This is a genomic window from Thermosynechococcus sp. QKsg1, from assembly GCF_031586415.1.
Taxonomy (GTDB): domain Bacteria; phylum Cyanobacteriota; class Cyanobacteriia; order Thermosynechococcales; family Thermosynechococcaceae; genus Thermosynechococcus.
This window is the reverse complement of the sequence record NZ_CP134200.1, coordinates 214,744-237,827: the sequence shown is the minus strand read 5'-3', so window position 1 is coordinate 237,827 and position 23,084 is coordinate 214,744. Positions and strand designations below refer to the sequence as shown.

Annotated in this window: 21 protein-coding genes; 7 read left to right on the top strand and 14 right to left on the bottom strand. The window is 53.0% G+C overall.

What is annotated here, in order from left to right:
- Window positions 1-672 precede the first annotated feature (672 nt).
- The 4 genes from RHP47_RS01145 to RHP47_RS01130 are packed head-to-tail and all read left to right on the top strand — an operon-like array spanning window position 673 to window position 3,228.
- Window positions 673-828 (top strand): hypothetical protein, encoded by a 156-nt coding sequence (locus tag RHP47_RS01145; protein WP_310840841.1) that lies wholly within the window; start codon window positions 673-675, stop codon window positions 826-828.
- A 44-nt stretch (window positions 829-872) separates the two neighbouring features.
- A complete protein-coding gene (locus RHP47_RS01140; RefSeq protein WP_149817392.1) occupies window positions 873-1,133 on the top strand; it encodes a hypothetical protein in 261 nt (86 codons plus the stop codon).
- 13 nt (window positions 1,134-1,146) lie between these two features.
- Complete coding sequence (mgtE, locus tag RHP47_RS01135; protein ID WP_310840840.1) at window positions 1,147-2,523, top strand: magnesium transporter; 1,377 nt, start codon at window positions 1,147-1,149, stop codon at window positions 2,521-2,523.
- Window positions 2,524-2,526: 3 nt separating this feature from the next.
- Complete coding sequence (locus RHP47_RS01130) at window positions 2,527-3,228, top strand: MgtC/SapB family protein (RefSeq protein ID WP_206201285.1); 702 nt, start codon at window positions 2,527-2,529, stop codon at window positions 3,226-3,228.
- Window positions 3,229-3,233: 5 nt separating this feature from the next.
- On the opposite strand, the gene RHP47_RS01125 is transcribed toward RHP47_RS01130, so the two are convergent.
- From RHP47_RS01125 to RHP47_RS01075, 11 genes are all read right to left on the bottom strand, one after another.
- A complete protein-coding gene (locus RHP47_RS01125; protein ID WP_149817386.1) occupies window positions 3,234-3,635 on the bottom strand; it encodes a hypothetical protein in 402 nt (133 codons plus the stop codon).
- 139 nt (window positions 3,636-3,774) lie between these two features.
- Window positions 3,775-5,178, bottom strand: a complete 1,404-nt coding sequence (gene leuC, locus RHP47_RS01120; RefSeq protein ID WP_286626228.1) for a 3-isopropylmalate dehydratase large subunit — start codon at window positions 5,176-5,178, stop codon at window positions 3,775-3,777.
- Window positions 5,179-5,322: 144 nt separating this feature from the next.
- Window positions 5,323-5,769, bottom strand: coding sequence for a hypothetical protein (locus RHP47_RS01115; RefSeq protein ID WP_286668865.1), 447 nt, complete (start codon window positions 5,767-5,769; stop codon window positions 5,323-5,325).
- Window positions 5,715-5,987 (bottom strand): hypothetical protein, encoded by a 273-nt coding sequence (locus RHP47_RS01110; RefSeq protein WP_310840838.1) that lies wholly within the window; start codon window positions 5,985-5,987, stop codon window positions 5,715-5,717. Before RHP47_RS01110 ends, RHP47_RS01115 begins: the two co-directional genes overlap by 55 nt.
- A 6-nt stretch (window positions 5,988-5,993) precedes the next feature.
- Window positions 5,994-7,007 carry a DNA methyltransferase gene (locus RHP47_RS01105; RefSeq protein WP_149817379.1) on the bottom strand — a complete coding sequence of 338 codons (1,014 nt, stop codon included), beginning with the start codon at window positions 7,005-7,007 and terminating at the stop codon, window positions 5,994-5,996.
- A gap of 67 nt (window positions 7,008-7,074) precedes the next feature.
- Window positions 7,075-8,031, bottom strand: coding sequence for a glutathione synthase (gshB, locus tag RHP47_RS01100; protein WP_149817377.1), 957 nt, complete (start codon window positions 8,029-8,031; stop codon window positions 7,075-7,077).
- A 10-nt stretch (window positions 8,032-8,041) separates the two neighbouring features.
- Window positions 8,042-8,305 (bottom strand): glutaredoxin 3, encoded by a 264-nt coding sequence (grxC, locus tag RHP47_RS01095; protein WP_149817375.1) that lies wholly within the window; start codon window positions 8,303-8,305, stop codon window positions 8,042-8,044.
- 96 nt (window positions 8,306-8,401) lie between these two features.
- Entirely contained in the window at window positions 8,402-9,715 is a 1,314-nt protein-coding gene (locus RHP47_RS01090) for a CO2 hydration protein (protein WP_286626225.1), read from the bottom strand.
- A 15-nt stretch (window positions 9,716-9,730) separates the two neighbouring features.
- Complete coding sequence (locus RHP47_RS01085; RefSeq protein ID WP_149817371.1) at window positions 9,731-11,206, bottom strand: NADH-quinone oxidoreductase subunit M; 1,476 nt, start codon at window positions 11,204-11,206, stop codon at window positions 9,731-9,733.
- Between the two features lie 26 nt (window positions 11,207-11,232).
- Window positions 11,233-13,068 (bottom strand): NAD(P)H-quinone oxidoreductase subunit F, encoded by a 1,836-nt coding sequence (locus tag RHP47_RS01080; RefSeq protein ID WP_310840837.1) that lies wholly within the window; start codon window positions 13,066-13,068, stop codon window positions 11,233-11,235.
- Between the two features lie 163 nt (window positions 13,069-13,231).
- Entirely contained in the window at window positions 13,232-14,560 is a 1,329-nt protein-coding gene (locus RHP47_RS01075) for an HlyD family secretion protein (RefSeq protein ID WP_286626223.1), read from the bottom strand.
- A gap of 355 nt (window positions 14,561-14,915) precedes the next feature.
- Between RHP47_RS01075 and RHP47_RS01070 the strand changes: the two genes are divergently transcribed.
- Both RHP47_RS01070 and RHP47_RS01065 read left to right on the top strand, forming a co-directional pair.
- Window positions 14,916-15,290 carry an FHA domain-containing protein gene (locus tag RHP47_RS01070; RefSeq protein ID WP_149817367.1) on the top strand — a complete coding sequence of 125 codons (375 nt, stop codon included), beginning with the start codon at window positions 14,916-14,918 and terminating at the stop codon, window positions 15,288-15,290.
- 74 nt (window positions 15,291-15,364) lie between these two features.
- On the top strand, window positions 15,365-15,907 hold the full coding sequence (locus RHP47_RS01065; protein WP_149821576.1) for a biotin transporter BioY: 543 nt from the start codon (window positions 15,365-15,367) through the stop codon (window positions 15,905-15,907).
- A 10-nt stretch (window positions 15,908-15,917) separates the two neighbouring features.
- Here the strand turns inward: RHP47_RS01065 and cobN are convergent, their stop codons facing one another.
- Window positions 15,918-19,595, bottom strand: a complete 3,678-nt coding sequence (gene cobN, locus RHP47_RS01060; protein ID WP_310840836.1) for a cobaltochelatase subunit CobN — start codon at window positions 19,593-19,595, stop codon at window positions 15,918-15,920.
- A gap of 158 nt (window positions 19,596-19,753) precedes the next feature.
- Between cobN and RHP47_RS01055 the strand changes: the two genes are divergently transcribed.
- Entirely contained in the window at window positions 19,754-21,946 is a 2,193-nt protein-coding gene (locus tag RHP47_RS01055; protein WP_286668862.1) for an ATP-binding protein, read from the top strand.
- Here RHP47_RS01055 and coaE read toward each other — a convergent pair.
- Complete coding sequence (gene coaE, locus RHP47_RS01050) at window positions 21,917-22,528, bottom strand: dephospho-CoA kinase (RefSeq protein ID WP_286668861.1); 612 nt, start codon at window positions 22,526-22,528, stop codon at window positions 21,917-21,919. The genes RHP47_RS01055 and coaE overlap by 30 nt on opposite strands.
- Window positions 22,521-23,084: an FxLYD domain-containing protein gene (locus RHP47_RS01045; RefSeq protein ID WP_286626217.1), complete on the bottom strand. Its 564-nt coding sequence runs from the start codon at window positions 23,082-23,084 to the stop codon at window positions 22,521-22,523. The genes coaE and RHP47_RS01045 overlap by 8 nt, the downstream gene beginning before the upstream one ends.

The following is a 23,084-nucleotide window of genomic DNA, read 5'->3' as shown; positions in this document are numbered from 1 at the left end:
CTGGACGTTTTACACTATGAAACTTTAAGTAATGATTAACAATTTTAGCGAATGACAGCCCTTTCCTGAAATATCAGCGACATAACGGGAGTGCGGTGCTCTGCCATCGGGGCTTTTAGCGGGTTGAGGGTGTTCGATCGCTGTGAAAAGGGCGATACGACCAGAAATGCCCCACTGCAACGCCCTAGCTGTTCATATGATCCTTGACAAAGACTTGCTCACCCCCTAAAATGCCAAGTGGCAGTTGAAAGATTTCCTAGGCTGCTGGCATTTGTCTATTTTTGGAGATTTTCTTAATGGAGTCTAGTAGGAGTCACTGTAATGTTGCTTCTGCTGACCCCATCTCCGCTAATGAAGATCCCTGCCATAGGTGGAGCCTCTCTCCCCTAAGGATCGCCGAGGTGAATTCAGACTTGTCTGCTGCCTAATGGCTTGAACTTCTGGTTCATCTCCGCGCGTTCCAAGGCAGTTGATCTGCAAATGGAGATGGATCACGAAGCAAATTGTTCAATAGGTCTCAGTCTGGTATCTACCTGAGTCTGCCTAAAGTTGGCTGGTTCAAACCTGTTTGTTGTTGAGAGCGATCGCCCGTAGTCAAGCGTTTTTATTGAACGACTACTTTTCATCGCTCAAGTTGTTGCGTGGCAAAACCATTAGCAACGGAGAGTTTCTATGTTTGAAGTTTGTTTGTTCAGCATGCTGGCCGAAATGCTGGGAATTACCCTTTCGGAAGTGCTGGGTGTTGCCCTTGGCCACCTGATGATTACGGTCATGAGCCAAGCGATCGCCCACTTGAGAGAGTTCTCACCCTTTGAGTTGTCTCGTTAAACCCTAAAACATCCTATTGTCGTTTCTCAATGGAGCTTAGAACCATGATGACCCACGATGCAAAGCAGGCATTAAAGCAGGCATTTCTGTGCCCCTATACCCTTTACCGTGGGCACGTCACCCTAGACGCGCTGACCTTTGATGCCTACCTACAGAAATTTGCTCAACGGGCAGGGTTTATCGCTGCTCTCCATACGAGTGGGCAACTTTCTACATCCGAAGCCTACAACCAGTTGGCTGATCTCTGGCATCAATTGAGCGAAGCCTATGCCCCTGTCTCACCCACCCTAAATTGTCAACCATAGAAGGAGCAATGCGATGGTAATCAATCCCCTCGATGATCTGCTGACCTATCCGCAGGGTCTTGGTGCTGCCAAGCGGACAGCCAACCAACTGACGATTCCTGAGCTAGTGCGTGCCCTGCGCCAAATTGACCCCCACAAGCGGGTATTGGCCTTTCGCCTCCTCGAAAAAGACAAGGCGATCGCAGTCTTTGAAGCCCTGACTCCCGATGAGCAGGCAACCCTCATTGAAGGGATGACGGATCCTGAGATTCTGCATTTTCTAGAAGCCCTTGAGGCCGATCAACGGGTGCGGCTCTTTGAGGAATTACCTGCCAAGGTCACCAAACGGTTGCTCAGCCAGTTAAGCTCAGAATCCCGCGACGCCGTGAACCTGCTGTTGGGCTATCCTGAGGGCACAATTGGTCGGCGCATGAATCTGCGCTACTTGGCGCTGCGGCAAGACTTGACCGTGGAGCAGGCGATCGCCGCTATCCGTGAGAGTTCCTTGGATATTAATGACCTGAGCATTATTTTTGTCATTGATGAACAGCGCTTTTATCGTGGCTTTGTGCAGCCGATCCAGTTGATGAAAGCAAATCCCCACCAGCCGCTTCAAGATTTGGTGCAAGGACAGGAACTGGCGATCGCTGTGACCGCGCCGGAACTATCCGCAGCCAAACTCCTCAAGGAATACGATGTCCCTGCTATTCCTGTGGTGGATCAAGAGGGGCGACTGGTGGGCGATATCACCTTTGATGATGTGATTGACCTGATTGAGGAGGAGGCAACGAGCACCATTTTGGCGCAAGCAGGTGTGGGCAACTTGCTCAACCGCGATCAAGCTTGGAGTGAACGACTGGTGCGCGGTCCCATTCGCTATGCAGTGCAACTGCGGATTATCTGCCTGATCATTACCCTCATTGGCGGTATGATTGTTGGCGGCGTGATTCAGTACTTTGAGGAAGTTCTGGAAGCCGTCGTTGCCGTAGCCATTTTTATTCCTGTGGTCATGGACATGGGAGGCAATGTCGGTACCCAATCCACCACTGTCTTTGCCCGTGGTCTTGCTTGGCAGCACATTGATATTCGTCGCTATGGCGGTTATCTCTTTCGCGAGTTTCGCATTGGTGCGATCATGGGTCTTATCTTGGCAACTGCTGGCGGCTTGATTGCCTTCCTCTGGCAAGGGTTACCCAACGGAATTCCCCAACTGGGACTGGCTGTCGGGCTTTCACTTTTTATTGTGATTACCTTCGCGGCGGTCTTAGGGGCATTAATTCCTTGGGTGTTGCTGAAGTTGGGCTTTGACCACGGGCCAGCGGCGGATCCCTTTATCACAACCATTAAAGACTTCACAGGGCTGTTGCTCTACTTCTATCTGGTGAGTGCCTTCCTAGGGCTGTCGTTTTAACCGATGTCAACGAGTGATTTTATTGTCCGTTTGGTAGCAGCCTTTTGTCTTGGGGCAGCCCTCGGCTTGGAGCGACAATGGCGGCAACGCATGGCCGGTCTGCGCACAAATACCCTCGTGGCAACGGGGGCAGCCCTGTTTGTCATGCTTTCGGCTCTCACCCCGGGGGAAGCGAGTCCAACGCGGATTGCCGCCCAAATTGTCTCTGGTATTGGGTTTCTCGGCGGGGGCGTGATCCTGCGGGAAGGCCTCTCAGTACGGGGTTTGAATACGGCCGCTACTCTCTGGTGTGCAGCGGCGGTGGGGGCACTGTGTGGTTCGGGATTACTCTATCAGGCAACCTTAGGAGCAGTGGCAGTGCTCATGGCCAATCTGCTCTTGCGTCCCCTCGGCTATCGCATCAATCAGCAGCCCCTCAAGGGCACCGAAGTGGAGTTGTGCTATCGCTGTGATATTGTCTGCCGTGCTGAGGCAGAGGCTCATTTGCGGGCACTGCTGTTGCAGTCATTAGCGGGCAGTCGGCTGAAGTTGCGATCGCTCCTCAGTGAGGATATTGAAGACACCCCCGATCGCGTCCATATTGAAGCAGAACTCCTCAGTCAAGAGCGCAATGATGATTTTGTTGAAGGCTTGGTCAGCCGCTTGAGTTTAGAGCCAAGTGTTCTTTCGGCGCGCTGGCGCATTACAGAGCAGGAGTATGGTTGATTTCTCTAGGGATAGAGGCGCATATTCAGCCGAGCGGTGCTGCCTGCTTGGGGACATTGCAGACGCGGCGTATAAGTACCGCCAACTCGCCACACGGAAATATAGCGATTATCCCGTACCCATTGAATCGTTACTTCGCCACTACAGCCAAAATTACCCCCCAGATCGCGATCGCTAAAAAAGCCGCGCACGAAGCCATTGCCGCTTGCCGTGACGTTAATGGTGCCCTCATAAACTCGTCCATTGACTTTGGTCGTGTAGGGCAAGATATCTCCCGGCAAGGGGCTAAGCTGGTAGCCGTAAATTTCAGTCAGCCCGCTATCAGAAACTAGCGTCTCAGCAGCAGCAGGCAAAATAGAGGCCATACCCAGAACCACTGCGCCTAGCAAGCCCTGTAACATTTTCATAGACAGCCTCCTTTTGGAAAGATTGGAAACATAAACCGCTCCTCCCCTTGTCTCTATTGTCATTGTCTAGGAGGATAATTTCATACTTTAGGGAATGTGACAGGGCTGATAAAGAACTTGATATCTATTAAGCAGGACATCAAAGAAATGCCCGCACATCTGTAACTTCACCCGTAATCGCTGCGGCGGCCACCATCGCTGGACTCATGAGGAGTGTCCGTCCCGCTGCTGATCCTTGGCGTCCTTTGAAGTTGCGATTGGAAGAGGAGGCACTGATCTGACGCCCTTGCAGCTTGTCGGGATTCATGGCGAGGCACATCGAACAGCCGGGATTGCGCCATTCAAACCCTGCGGCTTGGAAAATGACATCGAGACCCTCCGCTTCGGCTTGCGCTTTCACCCGTTCTGAACCGGGGACAACGAAGGCTTTGACACCGGGTTTGACTTTGCGCCCTTCGACAACTTTGGCAGCCTGCCGCAGATCACTGATGCGACCATTGGTGCAACTGCCAATAAAGCAGACATCAATCTTGGTGCCTTGAATGGGCTGCCCCGGTTGCAGATCCATGTAGGCATAGGCTTCAGCGGCGATCGCCCGTTCTGCCTCGGGCAAACTCTCTAGGGTGGGCAAGGTCTCATCCACCGCAACGCTTTGGCCGGGGGTAATACCCCAAGTGACCGTCGGTGCAATATCTGCAGCCGCAAATGTGACAACATCATCGTATTCAGCATCGGCATCACTGACGAGCGATCGCCACCACACCAGCGCCTCATCCCAAGCCTTGCCCTGGGGAGCAAAGGGGCGGCCTCGTAAATAGGCAAAGGTGGTTTCATCGGGGTTGACATAACCGCAGCGGGCTCCCCCTTCAATGGCCATATTGCAGACGGTCATCCGCTCTTCCATTGAGAGCTGGGCAAAGGTACTGCCAGCAAACTCATAGGCATAGCCAACACCGCCTTTAACACCAAGGTGGCGAATAATGTGGAGGATGAGATCCTTAGCATAGACCCCAGAGCCAAGGGAGCCATTCACTTCTACTTTGCGAACCTTGAGCTTATTGAGGGCGAGGGTCTGCGTGGCCAACACATCCCGCACTTGACTGGTGCCAATCCCAAAGGCGATCGCCCCAAAGGCACCGTGGGTAGAGGTGTGGCTATCCCCGCAGGCGATCGTCATCCCCGGTTGCGTTAACCCCTGCTCAGGGGCAATCACATGGACAATGCCCTGACGACCGGAGCCAATCCCAAAGAAAGGAATATGGTGAGCACGGCAATTCGCCTCAAGGGCTTGCAGCATCTCTTCAGCGAGGGCATCTTGGAGAGGACGCGCCACCGTATCTGTCGGCACAATATGATCCACCGTCGCCACAGTTCGCTGCGGATACAACACCGGCAATCCTCGCTCCCGCAGCATGGCGAAGGCTTGGGGACTCGTGACTTCGTGAATCAGGTGCAGGCCAATAAAGAGCTGCGTTTGCCCTGAGGGCAGTGTAGCCACCGTGTGCTGTTCCCAAACCTTATCGAAGAGTGTGCCGCGACTCATAGACTCGTGAAAAAATCCAGTTTATCAATTATAGGCAAAAGGAAGAGATTCAGTACAGTGATTATACAAGGCAAATATCCGTTTTCAGTCGCATCACAGCCATGTTGCAGCTTGGTTTATGATGTTTAACTTTATGAAAAAGCTTTAATTGCTATGATTAAGCCAAAACTCGCGAACCTTTGTAAAGTATTTCAACCGCTCTTCAATTTTGCTAATTTCACGGGGATAGAATTCAGCTAATGCATCACACAACTCAAGCATCCACTGCTTACGGGAGTAGCCACGGTTAATCGTTAAAACATTAGAGTTCGCAATCTGAATTTGCCCCCAACCCAAAGCGCCAATTGTTAAGCAGTCCCACCCCAAAAACTCGATTGGCAAAAATTGAACATTTTCAATACCGATACGAGTTTTTTGAGCCTCATAGGCAATCAGCAAAATTGCAAAAACATTTTCATCTGATTGATAGAAACGAGTGAGGCGTTCTACAGAAATTAAATTGGGCATATTAAACTGTGTACTCAATCTGTGGGTTTTCACGTCAATGACATAGTAAAATCCTTGATCATCCTTGAAAGCGAGATCAGCCATGGCTCTACGGGCAAAATGTGCTGAATAGTTTTTACAAATCTCTTCACCAAGAACCGCCTGTAGATGATTGGCAAGATTTGCTGAACAGCATCGCCAACAGCTCTTGGACTATTGATTGTCACAGCAGACAAGAAATCTTCCTGTGAGTTTAAAAGTTCTTTGATGTTTTCTTCGATCTGACCAATCTGATCACCATAGAAAATATGTCTTTTTTCCATTGATTCTTATGTTTCTCCTAGGGAAAAAAGCTCTGGTTGGTGAAATAGTTTTTCGCACTGATACTGCTTTTGCGTAAAACGTCCTTGCTCACTTAATGTGTTTCTTTCCCAAAACACGCCATCAGCATAGCCCTGAATCGAAGCATCTACTTCAGCCATTTCAAGGCGTTTCTCCGCTAGGCAAGCATAAGTCTCATCCAGTTCAACCCCCAAAAAACGTCTACCGAGCTTCTTGGCAACGACAGAGGTTGTTCCCGAGCCGAGGAACGGATCAAAAATAATGTCATCTGGATTGGAGCTAGCTAAAATGACCTTAGCCAGTAGTTTCTCGGGCTTTTGGGTGGGATGATCTGTATTTTCTGGCATTGACCAAAAGGGCACAGTTAAGTCTGTCCACAGGTTAGAAGGATGCGTTAGGCGGTAATTACCTTCTTCGGTAGGTTCCCAATCTTTGGGATGTCCATTGACTCTATAGGGAGCGATGACTTTACGCTTGAGCTTAACAGCCTCAACATTAAAGGTGTACTCATTAGAAACAGTGCAGAACCATATATCCTCAGAGGCATTTTTCCAATTCTTGCTTGCTCCTCGTCCTTTCTCGCGCTCCCATGTAATTCGGTTGCGGATTTGAAAACGGTCTTTAATGACTTCAAATACAGCAGTTGAGGATTCCCAATCAGAGCAAATGTAAATAGATGCAGTTGGTTTTAGAATTTTTTCAAGACTCGACAAGCAAGACTCTAGCCAGTTGATGTAATCCTCTAAACTTTTTTTCTTGAAGCTAATTGAGTTAAATACTTTATTCAGGTTGTAAGGTGGATCAATAAACAGCAAATCAACAAATTGACTTGGGAGAAACTTGATGACCTCAAAGATATCTTGATGGATGGTGCGGTTAATGATTTCTGATAGGCTCACAGGATGACTCAACCGTAGGAGTCGCTGCCGATACTTCGCTTGTTCTTGCTCGGTCAACGTAATTGTTCTATTTCTGGGGGCGCGTTCTTTGCTGTGAACCATATCGCTTTATCAAAACTTGATTACTGGTTTGAATCACATCCCCTGAGTGGCTAAGCATGACTCAATGTTAACCTAATAGCCAAGCCATCACCTGTTGACCAAGGCAAGTCCCATTGAGGCGATCGATCTCGCGAACACCGGTGGGGCTAGTGACATTCACTTCTGTCAAATAGCCACCAATGACATCAATCCCCACAAAATAGAGGCCATCGCGCTGGAGGGCAGGAGCCAAGGTTTGACAAATCTGGCGATCGCGCTCGGTAATTTCCACTGCTGCCACCCGTCCGCCGGTGGCCATATTGCCCCGAAATTCATCCCCTGTGGGAATCCGATTCACAGCACCAATGGGTTCCCCATTGAGGAGAATGATTCGTTTATCGCCTTCCTTGGCCGCGGGTAGATACTCTTGCACCATCACGGGCAGTTGTCCGCGTTGGGTACTGATTTCAATCATGGAATTGAGGTTGCGATCGCCCGCCTGTAAAAAGAGAATGCCTTCTCCGGCTTTGCCCCCCAAGGGCTTGAGAACGGCCATGCCCTGCTGCTGCACAAATTCCCGAATACGCTGCTTGTCTCCAGTCACAATGGTCTTGGGAATCACACTGGGAAATTGCAGGGCATACATCTTTTCATTGGCATGGCGCAACCCTGCGGGCGAGTTGAGAACAAGGGTGGTTTGAGGATCCACTAAATCCAGACAGTAGGTGGCATAGAGGTAGGCGGTATTGACTGGGGGATCTTTGCGCATCCACACCGCTCGAAAGGTGTTGAGGGGTCGCCATTCCACTGCCCCCGTCTGAAACCAAGGTTGGGGAATCTGCCACTGGCTGGCCACTAGTTGCACGGGCGATAACTGGATCGGGGTGAGCGCCGCCCATACCTGACCTTCGCGGATCAGCAGTTGGGAAATTTCCGTGATCCACACCTGAACCCCTGCGGCTTGAGCCGCTTCCATCAAGGCCACACTGGTATCGTGGCCGGGGTCAAGGCTGGCGATCGGGTCAATAATAAAGGCAATATCCACGGCCATTCCGCTAGGCTGCCGCTTGCAGGAGCCTATCCAAGATGCCTTGCGCCTCTAGGGCATAGAGATCATCGCAGCCGCCAATGTGCTCGTTGTTAATGAAAATTTGCGGGAGCGATCGCCGACCATGGGCACGTTGGGCCATTGCAGCACGAGCCGCTTCATCGCCATCAATGACGTACTCGGTAAATTTCACCCCTTTGCGTGTCAGCAATTGCTTTGCTCGAATACAAAAAGGACAACGAGACCACGTATAGATTTCGACGTTGGCCACGGCTTTACCTCGTTACAAAAATTCACTTTGATTCCAGCCTAGCAAAAAGGGAGAAGAGACACACCCCCTCTCCCTAATGTCCTGTCCTACAACTCCCTACAAATAATTGGGATCTTGGACATTGCGGATTTTGCAGGCTTCAGCAATGCCGTACTGCGGTCGCAAAAAGCGATCCATCTGAGCCACAAAGAAACGCCGGTTGGCCATGAGATGCTCCGGCTTGGGATCATCCAAGGGGTAGTAGAAGGCGGCACGGGTTGCTTGCAAAACAGCGGAGGTCACCGTGTACATGGCGTGCTGGAAGGCAATTCCCAACTGCACCAAAATATCATCCTCACCGCGACAGTGCTGGTGGAAGTAATCCTTCAGGTATTGGGGGAGGAAGTGATACATGTCTTGGTGGAGCAACGTAGGTGGAATCCCCGCCGTCCCCACAGGGAATTTATCGGCAAAGAGAATGCCATAGTGGAAGTCCACCTGATCAGTGGGTACCTGATTGGCTTGGGCATTGTAGGACTTGGTTCCCCGGAAGGGCGCCGTGCGGTAAAAGACCGCTTCCACATAGGGGAAGGCCGCTTCATAGAGCCACATAAAGCCCTTTTCCTTGGGCACAAGGACATGCACCTCGCCATCAATATAGACATGGTGGTAAATCGGGCGACCGGCCATGGCAAAAATTCCATTGACCAAGAAGTTCATGGCATCCTTGACGCTGGTAATGCTGCCCTCGTCATAGCGATCGCTCATCTCGAAGAAGACGGGTGCCATCACTTCCCAAAATAGCCCCAGCACGTTCATGTAGGTGGCTTGGCGAGCCTGCTCCAAGAAGAGGTCGGGAAAGAGCTTGTACAGCCCGAGCATCAGCGGGTTGCCTTTGAAGTAGGCGCGGATTGCCCTATCGGCGGCAGCTTTGTACTCTTCAGAGTCAAGGTAGATATCCAGCTGCCCCCCCATGCGATGCCACATCATTGAGCGCGCCAAGCTTTCGGAAAACTCCATGTTGATGCGGTCGTGCCAAAGGTGGTGGAGCAGACGCGGCATTTTCCCTGTTTCCCCCTTTGCAATAAATTCCATCAGTTCGGGGTGGGCATGGGCAGGGCCACGCCAAATCCGCAGATCAGCAGTCTCCCCTGCATAGTGATTGGCCAACTCAAAGTAGTCCTTGGTTGGAAAATACTTGAAGAAGGGAAAGGGATGGATAAACACCCGCTCGCCGAGGTAGAGCAAATTCCGCCAGTAAAAGTCCATCGGAATGGCGTAGGCCTTGTACATACCGATGATCTTCATCAGGTTCACTGGCGTGTCGGGAATGAGGGCACCCCCCGCCTCGAGGCGGTAAATAATGTCGGCTAGGGGATGATCCAAGGGGGGAAGTTTGGCAGAACTGGGACGCTCAATTGTTTCAACCATGGTTTCCTCTCTGAGCTATTGGGGTAAACTGGCAATGGTTTCGGTGGCAGTAGGGATAGCGGCAACCAGCTGCGCACTGGTGGTCTCACTCCAACGCACCAGCCATGTTGGTTGGATGCCCAAAACCAGAATCAGCAGTGTCAGTACCATAGCGGGGAACTTCTCTGACCAAACCACCTGTGGGTAGTAGGCAGTGGCATTGTCAAGACGGCCAAAGCAGGTGCGGTTAATCAAAATCACAAAATAAACAGCCGTGAGGCCGGTGCCCACCACCGCAATTAGAGTTGGCATCGGGAAGGTACCATAGCTGCCTTGGAAGATGAGAAATTCCGCCACAAACCCCACTAATCCTGGAATACCGGCACTGGCCATCCCCCCCAAAATGAGGAGAGCACTGGTGGTCGGTAACCCCCGCAGAGGATTGAGCAAGCCATTGAGCACATTGAGTTCGCGGGTGCCAACTTTCGTTTCAATGACGCCGACCAAATAGAACAGCAATGCCAAAATCAGGCCATGGCTAATCATTTGGGCAATGGCGCCGACGATGCTGAGGTGGGTATGGGCTGCTGCCGCCAACAATACGTAGCTCATGTGACCAATGGAGCTATAGGCCACCATGCGTTTAATGTCCTTTTGGGCGATCGCAGCCAGTGCCCCATAGCTAATGCCAAGAGCCGCCACAAGGGCCAGCAGGCCAGAAAACTGCCCCCAAGTCTCTGGAAAACAGCCTAAGGCAAACCGCACTAGGCCATAGGCACCCAGCTTAGCTAGGATTCCCCCAAGGAGAATGGCGGTTGGCATTGAGGCTTCCACATAGGCATCGGGCAACCAACTGTGGAGGGGCACCAAGGGCATTTTGATGCCAAAACCTAGGATCAACAGCAGCAGCAGAATCCCTTGGGTCGTGGGTGCTAAGCCGGCAACGCGAATATCTTGATAGTCAAAGCTAGGAGCATGGGTGAGCCAGCCCATCCCCAAAAAGGCAGCTAGCACGAGAATTCCTGAGACTGCCGTATAGATAAGAAACTTGATCGCTGCCTGCTCGCGACGCTGCCCGCCCCAGATCAAAATCAACAGGTAAAAGGGCACCAACTCAACTTCGTAAAAGAGAATAAACAGCAGCAGATTTTGTGCTGCTAACGCCCCGGTAATTCCCGCATTGGCCAAAAGAACAAGGGCATAGAAGAGCCGATGGGCACTTTTTTCACCCGTGAACACGACCACAAGGGTCAAGAAGGTTCCCAAAACAATCAGGGGCAGCGATAGACCATCCACGCCAAGGGAATAGTTTAATCCCAAGGGCGACAGCCACGGCACAAATTCCGTAAATTGTAGTGCAGTCTGCTGGACATCAAACTGCGTCAGCATCCAGAGAGACAGGGCAAAGGTGACACCGGCGCTCACCAAAGCAACCGAACGCAGGGATCGCTCTGGCAGCAGCGGCATCAGCAGCGCACCGATGACAGGCAAAACAATTAACAGCGTCAGCATAGGCCAAGAACCTCAATAGTCGAGCATTAAGCCAGTAGTGGCCAACAAATGGCAATCACCAGAAGGGCCACCCCCATCAAGATGGTGAGGATATAGGCTTGGGATTGACCGGTTGTACTGTACTTCAGGCGATCGCCCCCCAACAGGGTTGCCCCGCCAAAGGCATTGCCAGTGCCATCCACCAACGTGCGATCAAACCAAGCAGTCATGCGGGAAATCATATCCACTGCTCCCACCACGGTGGCTTTGTAGAGCTTGGGCGTATAGAAATCGTAGGCCAGCAGATCCTGTACCGACGGTAGGGGAAACTGCACCGGCTTGGGAATGGCTTTGCCGAGATAGACCCATGCGGCTGCACCCCAGCCCAAGATAGCGGTTACCGTCAGGGCAGCTGCTGTGGTTAAGGAAGGATCTGTCCAAATCACCCAATCGAAGCGCCCCATGAGAATCGGTAGGTGCAGCACCAGTCCTAGGTCAACGGTCATCGGCAAAATCATCGGCCAAAAGACCTCGGGCGATCGCGCCGTCATTGGTTTGACCTCACCGCCCCAAATCAGGCAGAACGTGCGACCAAGACTAAAGGCAGCAAACGCATTCATCAATAGAAGCACCACCCCCACCCAAGGCAGTTGGGCAAAGGCCGTATCCAGCAATTCTGCCTGTGGGAAAAAGCTGGCCAAGGGGGGAACCGCCAGCAACCCTGCAGAACCAACGAGAAACGAAATACCGGAAATGGGGCGCCGCGACCACAGCCCACCCAGCAGGCGCAGATCTTGGGTAATGCTATTCCAAATAATGCTGCCAATGCTCATCATCAGCAGTGCCATGGCCACGCCGTAGGTGAGGATAAAGACAAAGGCTAAGCCCGGCTCCTTGAGACCAACGGCAATAAACACCCAGCCCATGTAGGCACTCACCAAATAGGAGAGGGCGCGTTTAATGTCCACTTGGGCAATGGCAATCAGGGTTCCTCCCAAGGCAGTGACGCTACCAATGACCAGCAAACCTGTTAGAGCGACAGAGGAAAGGCTCAGCACCGGCGTCAGCTTCACCAGCACCCATGCCCCCGTGCCCACAACAATGGCATTCCGCAGAATAGAGGCAGGCACAGGGCCTTCCATGGCCTCATCCAACCACAGATGCAATGGGAATTGGGCACATTTCCCCATTGGCCCAGCAATCAGCGCCAAACAAATTAGGGTAATGAGGGTGGGATCCACCTGAGCCGTAGCTGCCCAAGCCGCTAAATCGTCGTAGTTCCAAGAGCCAGCAAGGGGATAAATCGCCAACACCCCCATCAGCAGCACCAAGTCTCCCACCCGCTTGGTGAGGAAGGCATCGCGGGCACCGGTCACCACCAGCGGTTGGTTAAACCAGAAGCCAATGAGCAAATAGGTCGCTAGGGTCAGAATTTCGAGCATGACATAGTTAAAAAACAGAGAATCCAGCAGCACCAGCGCCCCCATCCCCCCTTCAAACAGAGCCAATAGGGCAAAAAAGCGCGCCCAGCCCCAATCCATCTCCATGTAGCCGATCGCAAAGACCTGAGCCATGAGGTTCAAGCCCGTGATCAGCATCAGGGCAGTGGTCGTCAAAATCGAAATTTCAACGGGAACGTCAAAGTGCAGACCTGCGACATCAAGCCACGTCCAGTGCAAAGACTGCGGCGGCTGGTTGGCGATCGCCACCGTGGCCAACAGTGCATGAACAAAGGAGAAAAACGTGAGCAAGAGATTCAAATAGCCCGCTGGCCGAGGTCCCGTTTTCCGAGTCATCCCCGGTGACCAAATCAAGGACAGCACCATTCCCGCCAGCGAGTAAAAGGGAATGAGCCACACCGTGTCTGCAAACGATTGCAACATAAACCCTGCTTGTGCCTATGGACAAAACTAATTAGATTTAATCTTATCTATGAATGGCACCAGACCTCCTAGGGCTAAGTGCAAAGTTGCATCAATATCTCTTATCGCCCAGATAAAAGGCAACTATGAAGGATTGAGCATTGTTTAGGATAGCTATAAAAGCTTAGGGGGAAATTTGAAAGGTCACCCGTGCGGTGTAGCCCACATAACAGAAATTGCCTTCGCCCCAGTCTTGATCAGCGTCTAATTCAACGCGCACTTGGCTTTGACGCGGATAGTTTTCGGGAATGGGAATGACCTGATCGTCGCCGGGGTTGAGGCGACCCAAGCCAGAGCGAATGTTGGTGACTGTGCCCCAAAGCACCTTGCCTTTGCTGCCATAGAGTTCAATTTTGGCCTTGGTACCGGGGTGGATTAGCCGCAGGGACTGTTCCTCTACAAACACATCAATCCAGCGCCGTTGACAATCCAATAACTGCAAAATTCGATCCCCTTTGCCAAGAAACATCCCCGGACGGGCATCCACCCGCCAGACATAGGCGGCAATGGGAGCCGCTACCTTCACTATTTTGCGCTGAGCAACCTCCCGCCGGGCTTGGGCAACCTGTCGCTGTTGAGCCGCAATTTCCCGTTTCAGCCCTTGGACGATCGCCTGCTGTTCGCCAATCTGAATTTTTAGCTCCTGAAGCCGCAGACGGGGGTCATAGTTGCTGCGGGTATTGCGCAGGGTCAGTCCCAATTCAGCGGCACGGGCATCGGCCTTGAGCGCCTCTACCCTATCAGCGGCAGCCTCCACTTCCCGTTGGCGAGCAGCCACTTGCGCTTGGCTTTGCTGCAATTCCGTTAGAGCCGCATCTGCTTGGGCTTGGGGTACCGCTCCCTGCTGCGCCAACTGGCTAAAGCGCTGGTAGTTAATTTTTGCGAGTTGATAGCGTGCCTTGGCATCGGCCAGATTCGCTCTAGCAGCCCCTAGTTCCGCTTGGGCAGCCGCCACTTGGCGATTGGTTTGTTTCACCTCAAGCAGCTGTTGATGGCGTTCATCCCCTTGGGCAGAGGTGAGGAGTCCCTGCAATTGAGCCAGTTTTGCCTGAGCGGCTTCTAGTTCACCCTGCCGCCGTTCGAGCCATTTTTCAACTTCCTTGAGGTCGCCTTGGCTAAGGTAGTCATTTTCTAGCACGGCTAGGGGCGTCTCCTCCGCTGGCTTGATAAATTGCCCCACCTTTGCCCTCAGTTGCTGGAGGGTTCCTTCCTCCGGAGCCCGCACATTCACAATGACGCCATTAATGACCGCATCACGACTGCGCACGGTTGTTAAATGGCGGTAGAGAAACAAGCCTGCAAAGGCAAGGATGCCACACCCGGCTGCAAACACTAACAGATTGGCAAGGAGCGATCGCCGCAGCTTGAGTTGCTGGGTAAAAGTGGGTATTGGGTTACTGGTGTGCTCATGAATTACTATGATATTTTGGGGATGCTGCAGATTGCTTTTCACGGCCAGTCCTAGAACACAAATAACTAACAGTATCAAATATTAGTGATCATCAGTGGTAAATCAATTTTTGAAAACAGGGAACTCAAACAAAACACTAGGGATTTGCTACCCTGACGACAGGGTTTTGATTCGTTGCTTATCCTGATCAATACAGGCAAGGTTTGATTGAAAACTATCTATAGCCTAATCAAACCATAAACAGTGGGGGAAGTTATCCGTAGATACCCTGAAATTTTGGATTGCGTTGGCTCATCACCATGAAAAGTTTTTTAACTTCATTAAGATAGAGATGGACAGGATTGTAATTTCCTGACCCGATGAATCAATTATCTAAATCATTGGCCATATCTTTCTAATGACGCGGTTCTCAGACACGAGCAAGCAAGCATGGCTCATTGTCCGTTCTCAAGGCACGGTGGTCGGTAAATATCACCTCGCAGGCAAAGCCTTTTGGAAGATTGGCCGTGCCAGTGACTGTGACATTATTATCCATGACCCGTTTATTTCACGGCACCAAGCAACCATTGAACTACGCCCGCGGGGCAATGCTCTAGTGTACCTGATCCGTGACAACAATAGTCGCAATGGCACATTAATTAACGGTACACCCCTGTCGGAGGAGCGAGTCTTATACCATGGAGACCTTATTATGATGGGGGATACGGATCTCACGTTTCGCTATACAAGTCCGACCCCGTCTGTCCCGCCTAATGTGTTGCAGTGCTCTTGAGAACCAACCTGTCACCCCTCGATGAATTTTTGTGGGCCATTTTAGGCCTCCTGCTGACAGTGGCTGGAACCTTCATGGAGGCGGCGATCGCCCTCCCCAACCTCCTCAATGAGGAAGGGCAATTTGTTTTGCCCAGTTCATGGGCCGCCGTTCCCGTGTATGGGTTACCCGTATCCTACCAAGTAGCGGCGGTTCTCTTGGTCGGGTGTATGGGGGGACGGCAAGCCGCCGCCCTCTCCCAGGTGGCCTATTTGATTCTGGGGCTGAGTGGCTTTCAGGTTTTTTCCCAAGGGGGCGGTCTGGACTATTGGCGTGAACCGACATTTGGTTACCTGTTGGGTTTTGTGCCGGGGGCTTGGGTCTGTGGTTGGCTGGCTTTTCGCCCCCAAAAGCGAGTGAGTTTAGAATGGCTTGCTTTGAGTGGCCTAGCGGGACTGGTGCTCATTCATGTCTGCGGTGCGCTCTACCTCAGTGGTCTGGCTCTTGCAGGGCAGTTGAGTCAACCCTTGGTGGAGCTACTAGAGCAGTATTCGCTTTTTGCCTTGCCAGGGCAGTTGGTGATTGTCTGCTTGGTGGCAGCGGTAGCGCGGGTGTTGCGCTTGATTTTGCTGTATTAAAGCTAAACCATTAAAATTTGCCCTCAATTAAACCTTCGGCCTCTAGGGCGATCGCTCGCAGGCGGTCTAGGATCTGCGGATCCGGTGCTTGCCACAGTTGACGCTGGGCAGCTTCGAGGAGTCGCTCCGCCATGTCCCGCAGTGCCCAAGGATTATGCTGCGCCACAAAGGCTTGCATTTCGCTATCAAGCACATAGGTCTGAGTAATGCCTGTAAACACATAATCGGGCACACAGCGAGCCGTAGCGGCATAGCCAAAGAGATAATCCACTGTGGCTGCCATTTCAAAGGCACCTTTGTAGCCATGACGCTTGATGCCGGCGAGCCATTTGGGATTAATGACGCGGGAGCGATAGACCCGCAGCAGTTCCTCTTGGAGGGTGCGAATTTTCGGCTGCTCTGGCCGGGAGTGATCGCCAAAGTAAACCGTGGGCTGCTGCCCCGATCGCGATCGCACGGCAACGGTCAAGCCCCCCTGAAACTGGTAATAATCATCGGAGTCCAATAGATCATGCTCGCGGTTGTCTTGGTTTTGCAGCACCACTTGCAATTGACTCAGCCGCTGCTCTAGGGCTTCCGCTGCATTGTGGCTGTGGGCTTCCCCCGTGTAGGCGTAGCTACTCCAGTGAATATAGGCGCGGGCGAGATCTTCATCCCCTTGCCAGTTTTGGGCTTCGATCAGTCCTTGCAGCCCTGCACCATAGGCACCGGGTTTGGAACCAAAGATGCGAAAGCGTGCCCGTTCTTGAGCTTGTTCCAAAGAGAGACCCTGCTGTTGCCAATAGGCCGTTTCTTTGGCCACTTGCGCTGCCAAGGGATTTTGATCCGGGGGTTCATCCAACTGGCTGACCCGCTGCACGGCCTCATCAAAGAGGGCAATTAGGTTAGGAAAAGCATCGCGGAAAAAGCCAGAAATGCGCAGCATGACATCCACACGCGGTCGTCCCAACAGCGATAGGGGAATCACCTCCAAATCCACCACCCGTCGCGAGGCACCCTCCCAGACAGGACGAACCCCCAAGAGGGCAAGGGCTTGGGCAATATCATCGCCTCCAGTGCGCATCGTTGCGGTTCCCCATACCGAAAGACCTAGGGTACGGGGAAATTCTCCCTGCTCTTGACAATAGCGTTCGATGAGTGCCGCCGCCGATCGCTCCGCCAATGCCCAAGCGGCCTCTGTTGGGACTGCCCGCAGATCCACCGCATAAAAATTCCGTCCGGTGGGTAGGACATCCGGACGACCACGACTGGGGGCACCGGCAGCGCCACTGGGAACATAGCCGCCATTGAGGCCATGGAGAAAGTGGTCAATTTCTTGGCGGGTCTGTTGCAGGGCAGGGTAGAGCACCGTACGAATCCAATCCAGTACCTGCTGAGTTGCACGGCCACAGGGGAGATCAGGGGTGCCCTTCAGTAAGTCCTCCACCAGTTTTGCCGCGGTTTCCTCGAGGGCATGCTGCCACTCACCAACGGAACGGTATCCAAGTACAGGACTTGGATCGGTTGGGTTAGCGGTCAGGGGATCTAAATCAACCCCTTGATCCTTTGCTAAGGCACGAGTGAGACCCATGTGCTGGCCACTGGGACTGCGGGCGATCGCCACCATCAGATCTCGCAACTGCTGTCCCTGGGGGCATTGGCCAAGAATATGCAGGCCATCGCGAATCTGGGCATCCCGCAGATCACAGAGGTAGCCATCGGTGCGCGCTAGCCACGCCGTCCAGGTTTCCTCAGGATTGGGGGCACCAATTTCTTGATCGAGATCGAGTTCTTTGACGAGGGCTTCAATCTGCTGCCGCAGCACACTCAAACGGGGGCGATCGAACTGCTCAGCGGCGTAGTATTCCTCAATGTAGTGGCTGAGGGTCTCTAGACCACCGTACAACTCGGCACGGGTCAGGGGCGGCGTCAGGTGATCCAAGATCACCGCTTGGGCACGGCGTTTGGCTTGGGCACCTTCGCCCGGATCATTGACAATAAAGGGGTAAAAGTGGGGCACAGGGCCAAGGGCAATTTCGGGAAAACAGGTGTCACTGAGGGCAATGCCTTTACCAGGAAGCCATTCTAGATTGCCATGTTTGCCCACATGGACAATCGCATCCGCCCCAAAAACATGGCGCAGCCAAAAGTAAAAGCCGAGATATGCTGGGGTGGGTTCTAAATCGGGGGCATGGTAATTCAAACTGGGGTCGCGATCGTAGCCCCGACTGGGTTGGACACCGACAAAAATGTTGCCCCAACAGTCACCAGCAATGGGGAGGTCTGTGGTGGGCGACGGCCAGCGTTCGTTAATGGCCGCCTGTACTGCTCTTGGTAGGTTCTGAAAATAGTGCTGGTAGGCCTCAAGGGGAAGGGTGTAGCGGGGCTGCCGCCAGTGATTGCCTTCGGGATCGTTGGTGCGGTAGCGGCTGAGGTGTTGGATCAGGGCATCGCCATCCTTGGGCAAAGGGTCAGTCCCCAGATCATAGCCAGCCGCCTGAAGTGCCTTGAGCAGTTCCACCGTACTATTGGGGGTGTCGAGACCAACGCCATTGGCAAGACGACCATCGCGGCAGGGGTAGTTGGCTAAAATCAGGGCAATGCGGCGTTCAGCAGGGGCTTTGCGGCGGAGCTTGAGCCAGTTGGCTGCCAGATCACTGACCCAGTGCAGGCGATCGCCCGCTGGGGCATAGGTGGTCACGGTGGTTTCCACATCTGCTTGAATTTGCGACACCGCCTTAAAGGACACCGCACGGGTAATGATGCGGCCATCCACCTCCGGCAGGACGACGTGCATAGCAAGGTCGCGGGGCGTCAGTCCTTGGGGATGGTGTTGCCAAGTCTCGTGGGTGCTGCTGCTGAGAATCACCTGTAGCACGGGGATATCCAATTGCTGCCAAAAGTTGACCTCGTTGGGCTTGGCGATCGCGAACCCCGTCGTATTGAGAACCAGTTCCACCTTGCCCTGCCATGCCGCCAGCAGTTCCCGTTGAATTTCTGGATCTTGCAGCGAGGAGACAAACAGGGGGACAGGTGCCAATTGCCGCTGCAGCAAGGCCTGAGCGAGGGCATCAATCACCGCCGTATTGCCCGCTAAGTAATGGGCACGGTAAAAGAGAATCCCCACCTGCGGCCAGTCGCTGGCTATCTGCCCCGCAATCGGATAGCTGCCCCAGCGGGGAATCCTTTGGGGGGGTGGGGGGGGCTGACCCCAACCGCAACCGTAGTGGCCAATGAACTCTAGGGCACGCTGAATATTTTCCTGTCCGCCCTCGCGGAAGTATTGCCAGAGGCGATCAACTTGGTCCAGCGGCCAACTGGAGAGGCTCATGAGTTCTAAGTCGGGGTGATCGTCCCCCGGCAGTAAGATCAACTGTCCACCGCGATCGCTGACCATTTGCTGCGCCACCTCTAGGCCATAGCTCCAATAGCCCCGTCCCCCCAAAAGGCGAATCACGACCACGTCGGCCTCGGCCAAGACGCGATCGCCATAGTCATCAATGGCCGCTGCCGCTTGTAAATGAAGTAAGTTCGCGAGGCGCAGAGGGGGAAAGTCCTTGGGTAGTTGGTTGTACGCTTGAGCCAGCAGGGCAATATCCGTATCCGCTGCCGTTAGAATAACAATGGGAGCACTGCTTTGCTGTAGAAATGCAACATCGCTGTTATCTGTGGCAACAGTCAGATCATTTAATGTAAGAATTCGATGCATACGTTGACAACAATCATTAAAGAAACTAGTGGGCTTTCCCCCCTGTCCCCCTTGAGCCGCTACAACAGAAATTAATGGGAAACGCCTTTAGCGATCGCAACCCGCATGGCAATGCCACTGCCTGCGATGGATCGATCAAGGATTAAACTTCAAAAACTATGCGCCAGCCCGTCTTTAATCGAATTTTACCAGCATTTTTCTACGAGCGAATCGCCACAGTCCTGCTCGCAGAAGCTAGCCATCGCGGCGCAACTGTTCTTACCCGTGAAGATGTTATAGTGTCTGCCGATGCCCCTTTTCTCGTTGTTGTGGCAGAGACCTTTGCGCTGCTGTTGCAGACAGAACCCGTACCGCAGATGAGTGCCTATCGGGTGAAAATCCTCACTGAGCCGGTGGCGATCGCTCGCTTTCTGCGCAAAATTCGCAGCCAGACACCCCTAGGCCAGCGTTCCCTGATCCGCTCAGTTTTGCAGCAGTTGACTCCCTTGACCTCCAAAGACCAAACGTTGCCCGCCGACTTGGCCCTTTCGCTGATGAATGTGCTCAGCGAAGACATGGCTCAGCAGTGTCAAAATTGTGCCCCCCTTGTCACTGCTGCCTTGAGCGAACGACAGGCCAAAGAGCGCCTGCTACATCAGGTCACCACCCAAATTCGCCAAAGTCTGGAGCTGCCTGAACTCTTGAAAACAGCCGTGGATCGGATTCGCGAATTTTTAGGTGCCGATCGGCTACTGGTGGGACAGTTTTACAATTCTACTGGTCAATTGCAGGGGCAAATTGCCTACGAATCTTGCCGCTATGGGGGAATTCCGTCGGTTCTTGGGCTCTGGGATGACTGCTGGCAGTGGTCTGCCCTACCCAGCAGTAGCTATCAGCGTCTCAGTCGTGGCCAAACCATCGCAGTCAGTGACATTGAGGAATTTTATCAAGAGGTTCCCTGCCTACAGGCCTTTGCCGCCCGCTGGCAGATCAAGGCTTGGCTAATTGTGCCAATCATTGTTCAAGAAAAACTTTGGGGAGTGCTCATTGCCCACCAGTGCGATCGCCCCCGCCAGTGGCAACCCCAAGAAATTGAGTTTCTTACCCACCTCAGTCAACACCTGAGTATTGCCATTTACCAAGCGCAACTCTACAGCGAGCTGCAACAGCAAAAGGCCACCCTTGAACAGCGGGTGAATGAACGCACCCAAGCGCTGCGGGAAGCCCTGAGTGCCATGGAAGCCGCCCATCGGATTAAGAATGACTTTTTGGCCACCATGAGTCATGAACTACGCACGCCTCTGACCTGTGTGATTGGGGTTTCGGCCACCCTCTTGCGCTGGCCCCTCGGTCCGCTAACGGAAAAACAGCGGGAGTATTTGGAAATTATCCATGAGAGTGGCACGCACCTGCTGGAGTTAATTAACAGCATTCTTGATCTTTCGCAGGCGGAATTGGGGCGATCGCACCTGCATCGTAGTGCCTTTTCGATTCGGCAACTGTGTACCGACTGCATTGAAGTCGTCAAACCCCAAGCCCATCGCCATCAGGTCAACCTGCACCACCAACTGATGATTCCCCCTAGTCGCGATCGCTTTTGGGGAGACTATCGCCGCCTCCAGCAAATTCTCATTAACCTGCTCAGCAATGCAATTAAGTTTACCCCTGCCATGGGGGAAGTGATCCTACGGGCATGGTGGAAAGAGGATGAACTCATTTTCCAAGTTCAGGACACGGGTATCGGTATCCCAGCGCACCTGCAACCCTTACTCTTTCAAAAGTTTCAGCAGTTGGATAGCTCCTTTGGTCGTGCTTATACTGGAGCAGGGTTGGGGTTAGCCCTCACTAAGCAGTGGGTGGATCTGCACCATGGCTGGATTGATGTGGACTCCACTGAAGGCAAAGGCAGTACGTTCACGGTGGGGCTGCCGGCAATCCCTTCAGACTCCCTACCAGAACCCCCGAAACTCAAGCTAGATGTCCCGCCTCTGGCCACAACGGATGTACTGGTCGAACCGGAGGGGCGAATTGTGCTTGTGAGTGAGGATGAGGCCACTGCCACACTGATCTGTTCTATTTTGACGACCGCAGGCTATCAAGTGATTTGGCTGGTGGATGGTGAAGTGGAACGGTTGCTGGCACTGACTCCCATTGCCGTTCTTTTGGCGGAACCCTTTAGCTCTGGGGATGTGCAGGAGCTAGTGGATCAGTTGCGACAACGCTGCACCCCTGAGCAACTCAAGATTTTCATTTTGGGGTCAAAGGGTAATTACCAAGGGGTCGATCGCTACATTCCTTTGCCGATCAATCCAGAAAGTTTCCTGCAACAGGTGACAATGGGGCTAACCTCCCTTGCCATTTCTGCCCAGTAGGGAAAAGGCCTGATCCACCTGACGGTAAAGTTCCTCAAGAGAACCAGTATTCCAGAGCACTGTATCTGCCCGCCGAATTTTTTCCTCTAGGGGCAATTGACTAGCGAGGCGTTGGGCGGCTGCCTTTCCAGAGAGGCGATCGCGCTGCTGAAGGCGAGCTAACTGCTGTGCAGGTGTGGTGGCAACGACCCAAATCTGATCCACTAACCCTTCGAGGTGGGCTTCGAACAATAGGGGAATCACGAGGGTAATCAGGGGCTGATCACATGCTTGAATGGCTTGCTGCATCTGGGCAATCACCCAAGGGTGAATTTGCGCTTCTAGCCAGTGGCGTTCCTGGGGCTGAGCAAAGACAATCTCGCCCAACCGCGGGCGATCGAGGGTGCCATCGCTCCGACAGATGCCATGGCCATAGCGATCAACAATGGCTTGATAAATGGGTGTGCCCACGGCAACCGCCTGCCGCGCTAAGACATCAGCATCGACAATAGGCACACCATACTGCTGCTGCAAATAGACAGCCACCACCGATTTACCGCAGGCAATTCCCCCCGTGATACCGAGGCGAAGCGGTCTAGACACCCCCTTGGAGCTGCACCGCTGGCTGCATTAAGCGCACCCGTGCCCCAATATCCGCTGGCACAGTGGGGAGCATTTGTTGATAGGTCACTGTCTGACCGGGACCAACAGTTGCCGGTTCTGGCGTCGCTGCACCCGTTTGTAGAATTTGGCCATTAGGCCCCACGACTTCATAGTTAACGGATTGAATCGTTACCGGTTGGCGGTTATTGTTCGTCACGGTACCGGTCACCACTGAAGAGCCTGGTAACTTCAGTACAGGTTGAAGCTGCGGCTGCCCCACGCGGATATTGCGTAGGAGCTGTTGTTCCAGCACTTTGGGATCGACTTCTTGGGGCGTCTCTGATGGTGTTGGCGTAGAAGCGGCTGCCGTTGCTCCAGAAAGGTTGAGCAAATGATTCCAATAGCGTTGATGGCGCCCCCAGTCATAGGGAGAGTTGCCAATAATCACAATGTCGCCCGCAGCCCGTTGTGCCAAGGCAGGGAGGGGGGCGATCGCTCCAAGAAGCACAATACTGGTTAGCCAAAGGGGAAATGGCGATCGAGTTATCTTTAGCAT

Excerpts from the sequence above, each read along its gene's own strand:
- RHP47_RS01145 (WP_310840841.1), top strand. The coding sequence starts at position 673 with ATGTTTGAAGTTTGTTTGTTCAGCATGCTGGCCGAAATGCTGGGAATT.
- RHP47_RS01140 (WP_149817392.1), top strand. The coding sequence starts at position 873 with ATGATGACCCACGATGCAAAGCAGGCATTAAAGCAGGCATTTCTGTGC.
- mgtE (WP_310840840.1), top strand. The coding sequence starts at position 1,147 with ATGGTAATCAATCCCCTCGATGATCTGCTGACCTATCCGCAGGGTCTT.
- RHP47_RS01130 (WP_206201285.1), top strand. The coding sequence starts at position 2,527 with ATGTCAACGAGTGATTTTATTGTCCGTTTGGTAGCAGCCTTTTGTCTT.
- RHP47_RS01125 (WP_149817386.1), bottom strand. The coding sequence starts at position 3,635 with ATGAAAATGTTACAGGGCTTGCTAGGCGCAGTGGTTCTGGGTATGGCC.
- leuC (WP_286626228.1), bottom strand. The coding sequence starts at position 5,178 with ATGAGTCGCGGCACACTCTTCGATAAGGTTTGGGAACAGCACACGGTG.
- RHP47_RS01115 (WP_286668865.1), bottom strand. The coding sequence starts at position 5,769 with ATGGCTGATCTCGCTTTCAAGGATGATCAAGGATTTTACTATGTCATT.
- RHP47_RS01110 (WP_310840838.1), bottom strand. The coding sequence starts at position 5,987 with ATGGAAAAAAGACATATTTTCTATGGTGATCAGATTGGTCAGATCGAA.
- RHP47_RS01105 (WP_149817379.1), bottom strand. The coding sequence starts at position 7,007 with ATGGTTCACAGCAAAGAACGCGCCCCCAGAAATAGAACAATTACGTTG.
- RHP47_RS01090 (WP_286626225.1), bottom strand. The coding sequence starts at position 9,715 with ATGGTTGAAACAATTGAGCGTCCCAGTTCTGCCAAACTTCCCCCCTTG.
- RHP47_RS01085 (WP_149817371.1), bottom strand. The coding sequence starts at position 11,206 with ATGCTGACGCTGTTAATTGTTTTGCCTGTCATCGGTGCGCTGCTGATG.
- RHP47_RS01080 (WP_310840837.1), bottom strand. The coding sequence starts at position 13,068 with ATGTTGCAATCGTTTGCAGACACGGTGTGGCTCATTCCCTTTTACTCG.
- RHP47_RS01070 (WP_149817367.1), top strand. The coding sequence starts at position 14,916 with ATGACGCGGTTCTCAGACACGAGCAAGCAAGCATGGCTCATTGTCCGT.
- RHP47_RS01065 (WP_149821576.1), top strand. The coding sequence starts at position 15,365 with ATGGAGGCGGCGATCGCCCTCCCCAACCTCCTCAATGAGGAAGGGCAA.
- cobN (WP_310840836.1), bottom strand. The coding sequence starts at position 19,595 with ATGCATCGAATTCTTACATTAAATGATCTGACTGTTGCCACAGATAAC.
- RHP47_RS01055 (WP_286668862.1), top strand. The coding sequence starts at position 19,754 with ATGCGCCAGCCCGTCTTTAATCGAATTTTACCAGCATTTTTCTACGAG.
- RHP47_RS01045 (WP_286626217.1), bottom strand. The coding sequence starts at position 23,084 with ATGCTAAAGATAACTCGATCGCCATTTCCCCTTTGGCTAACCAGTATT.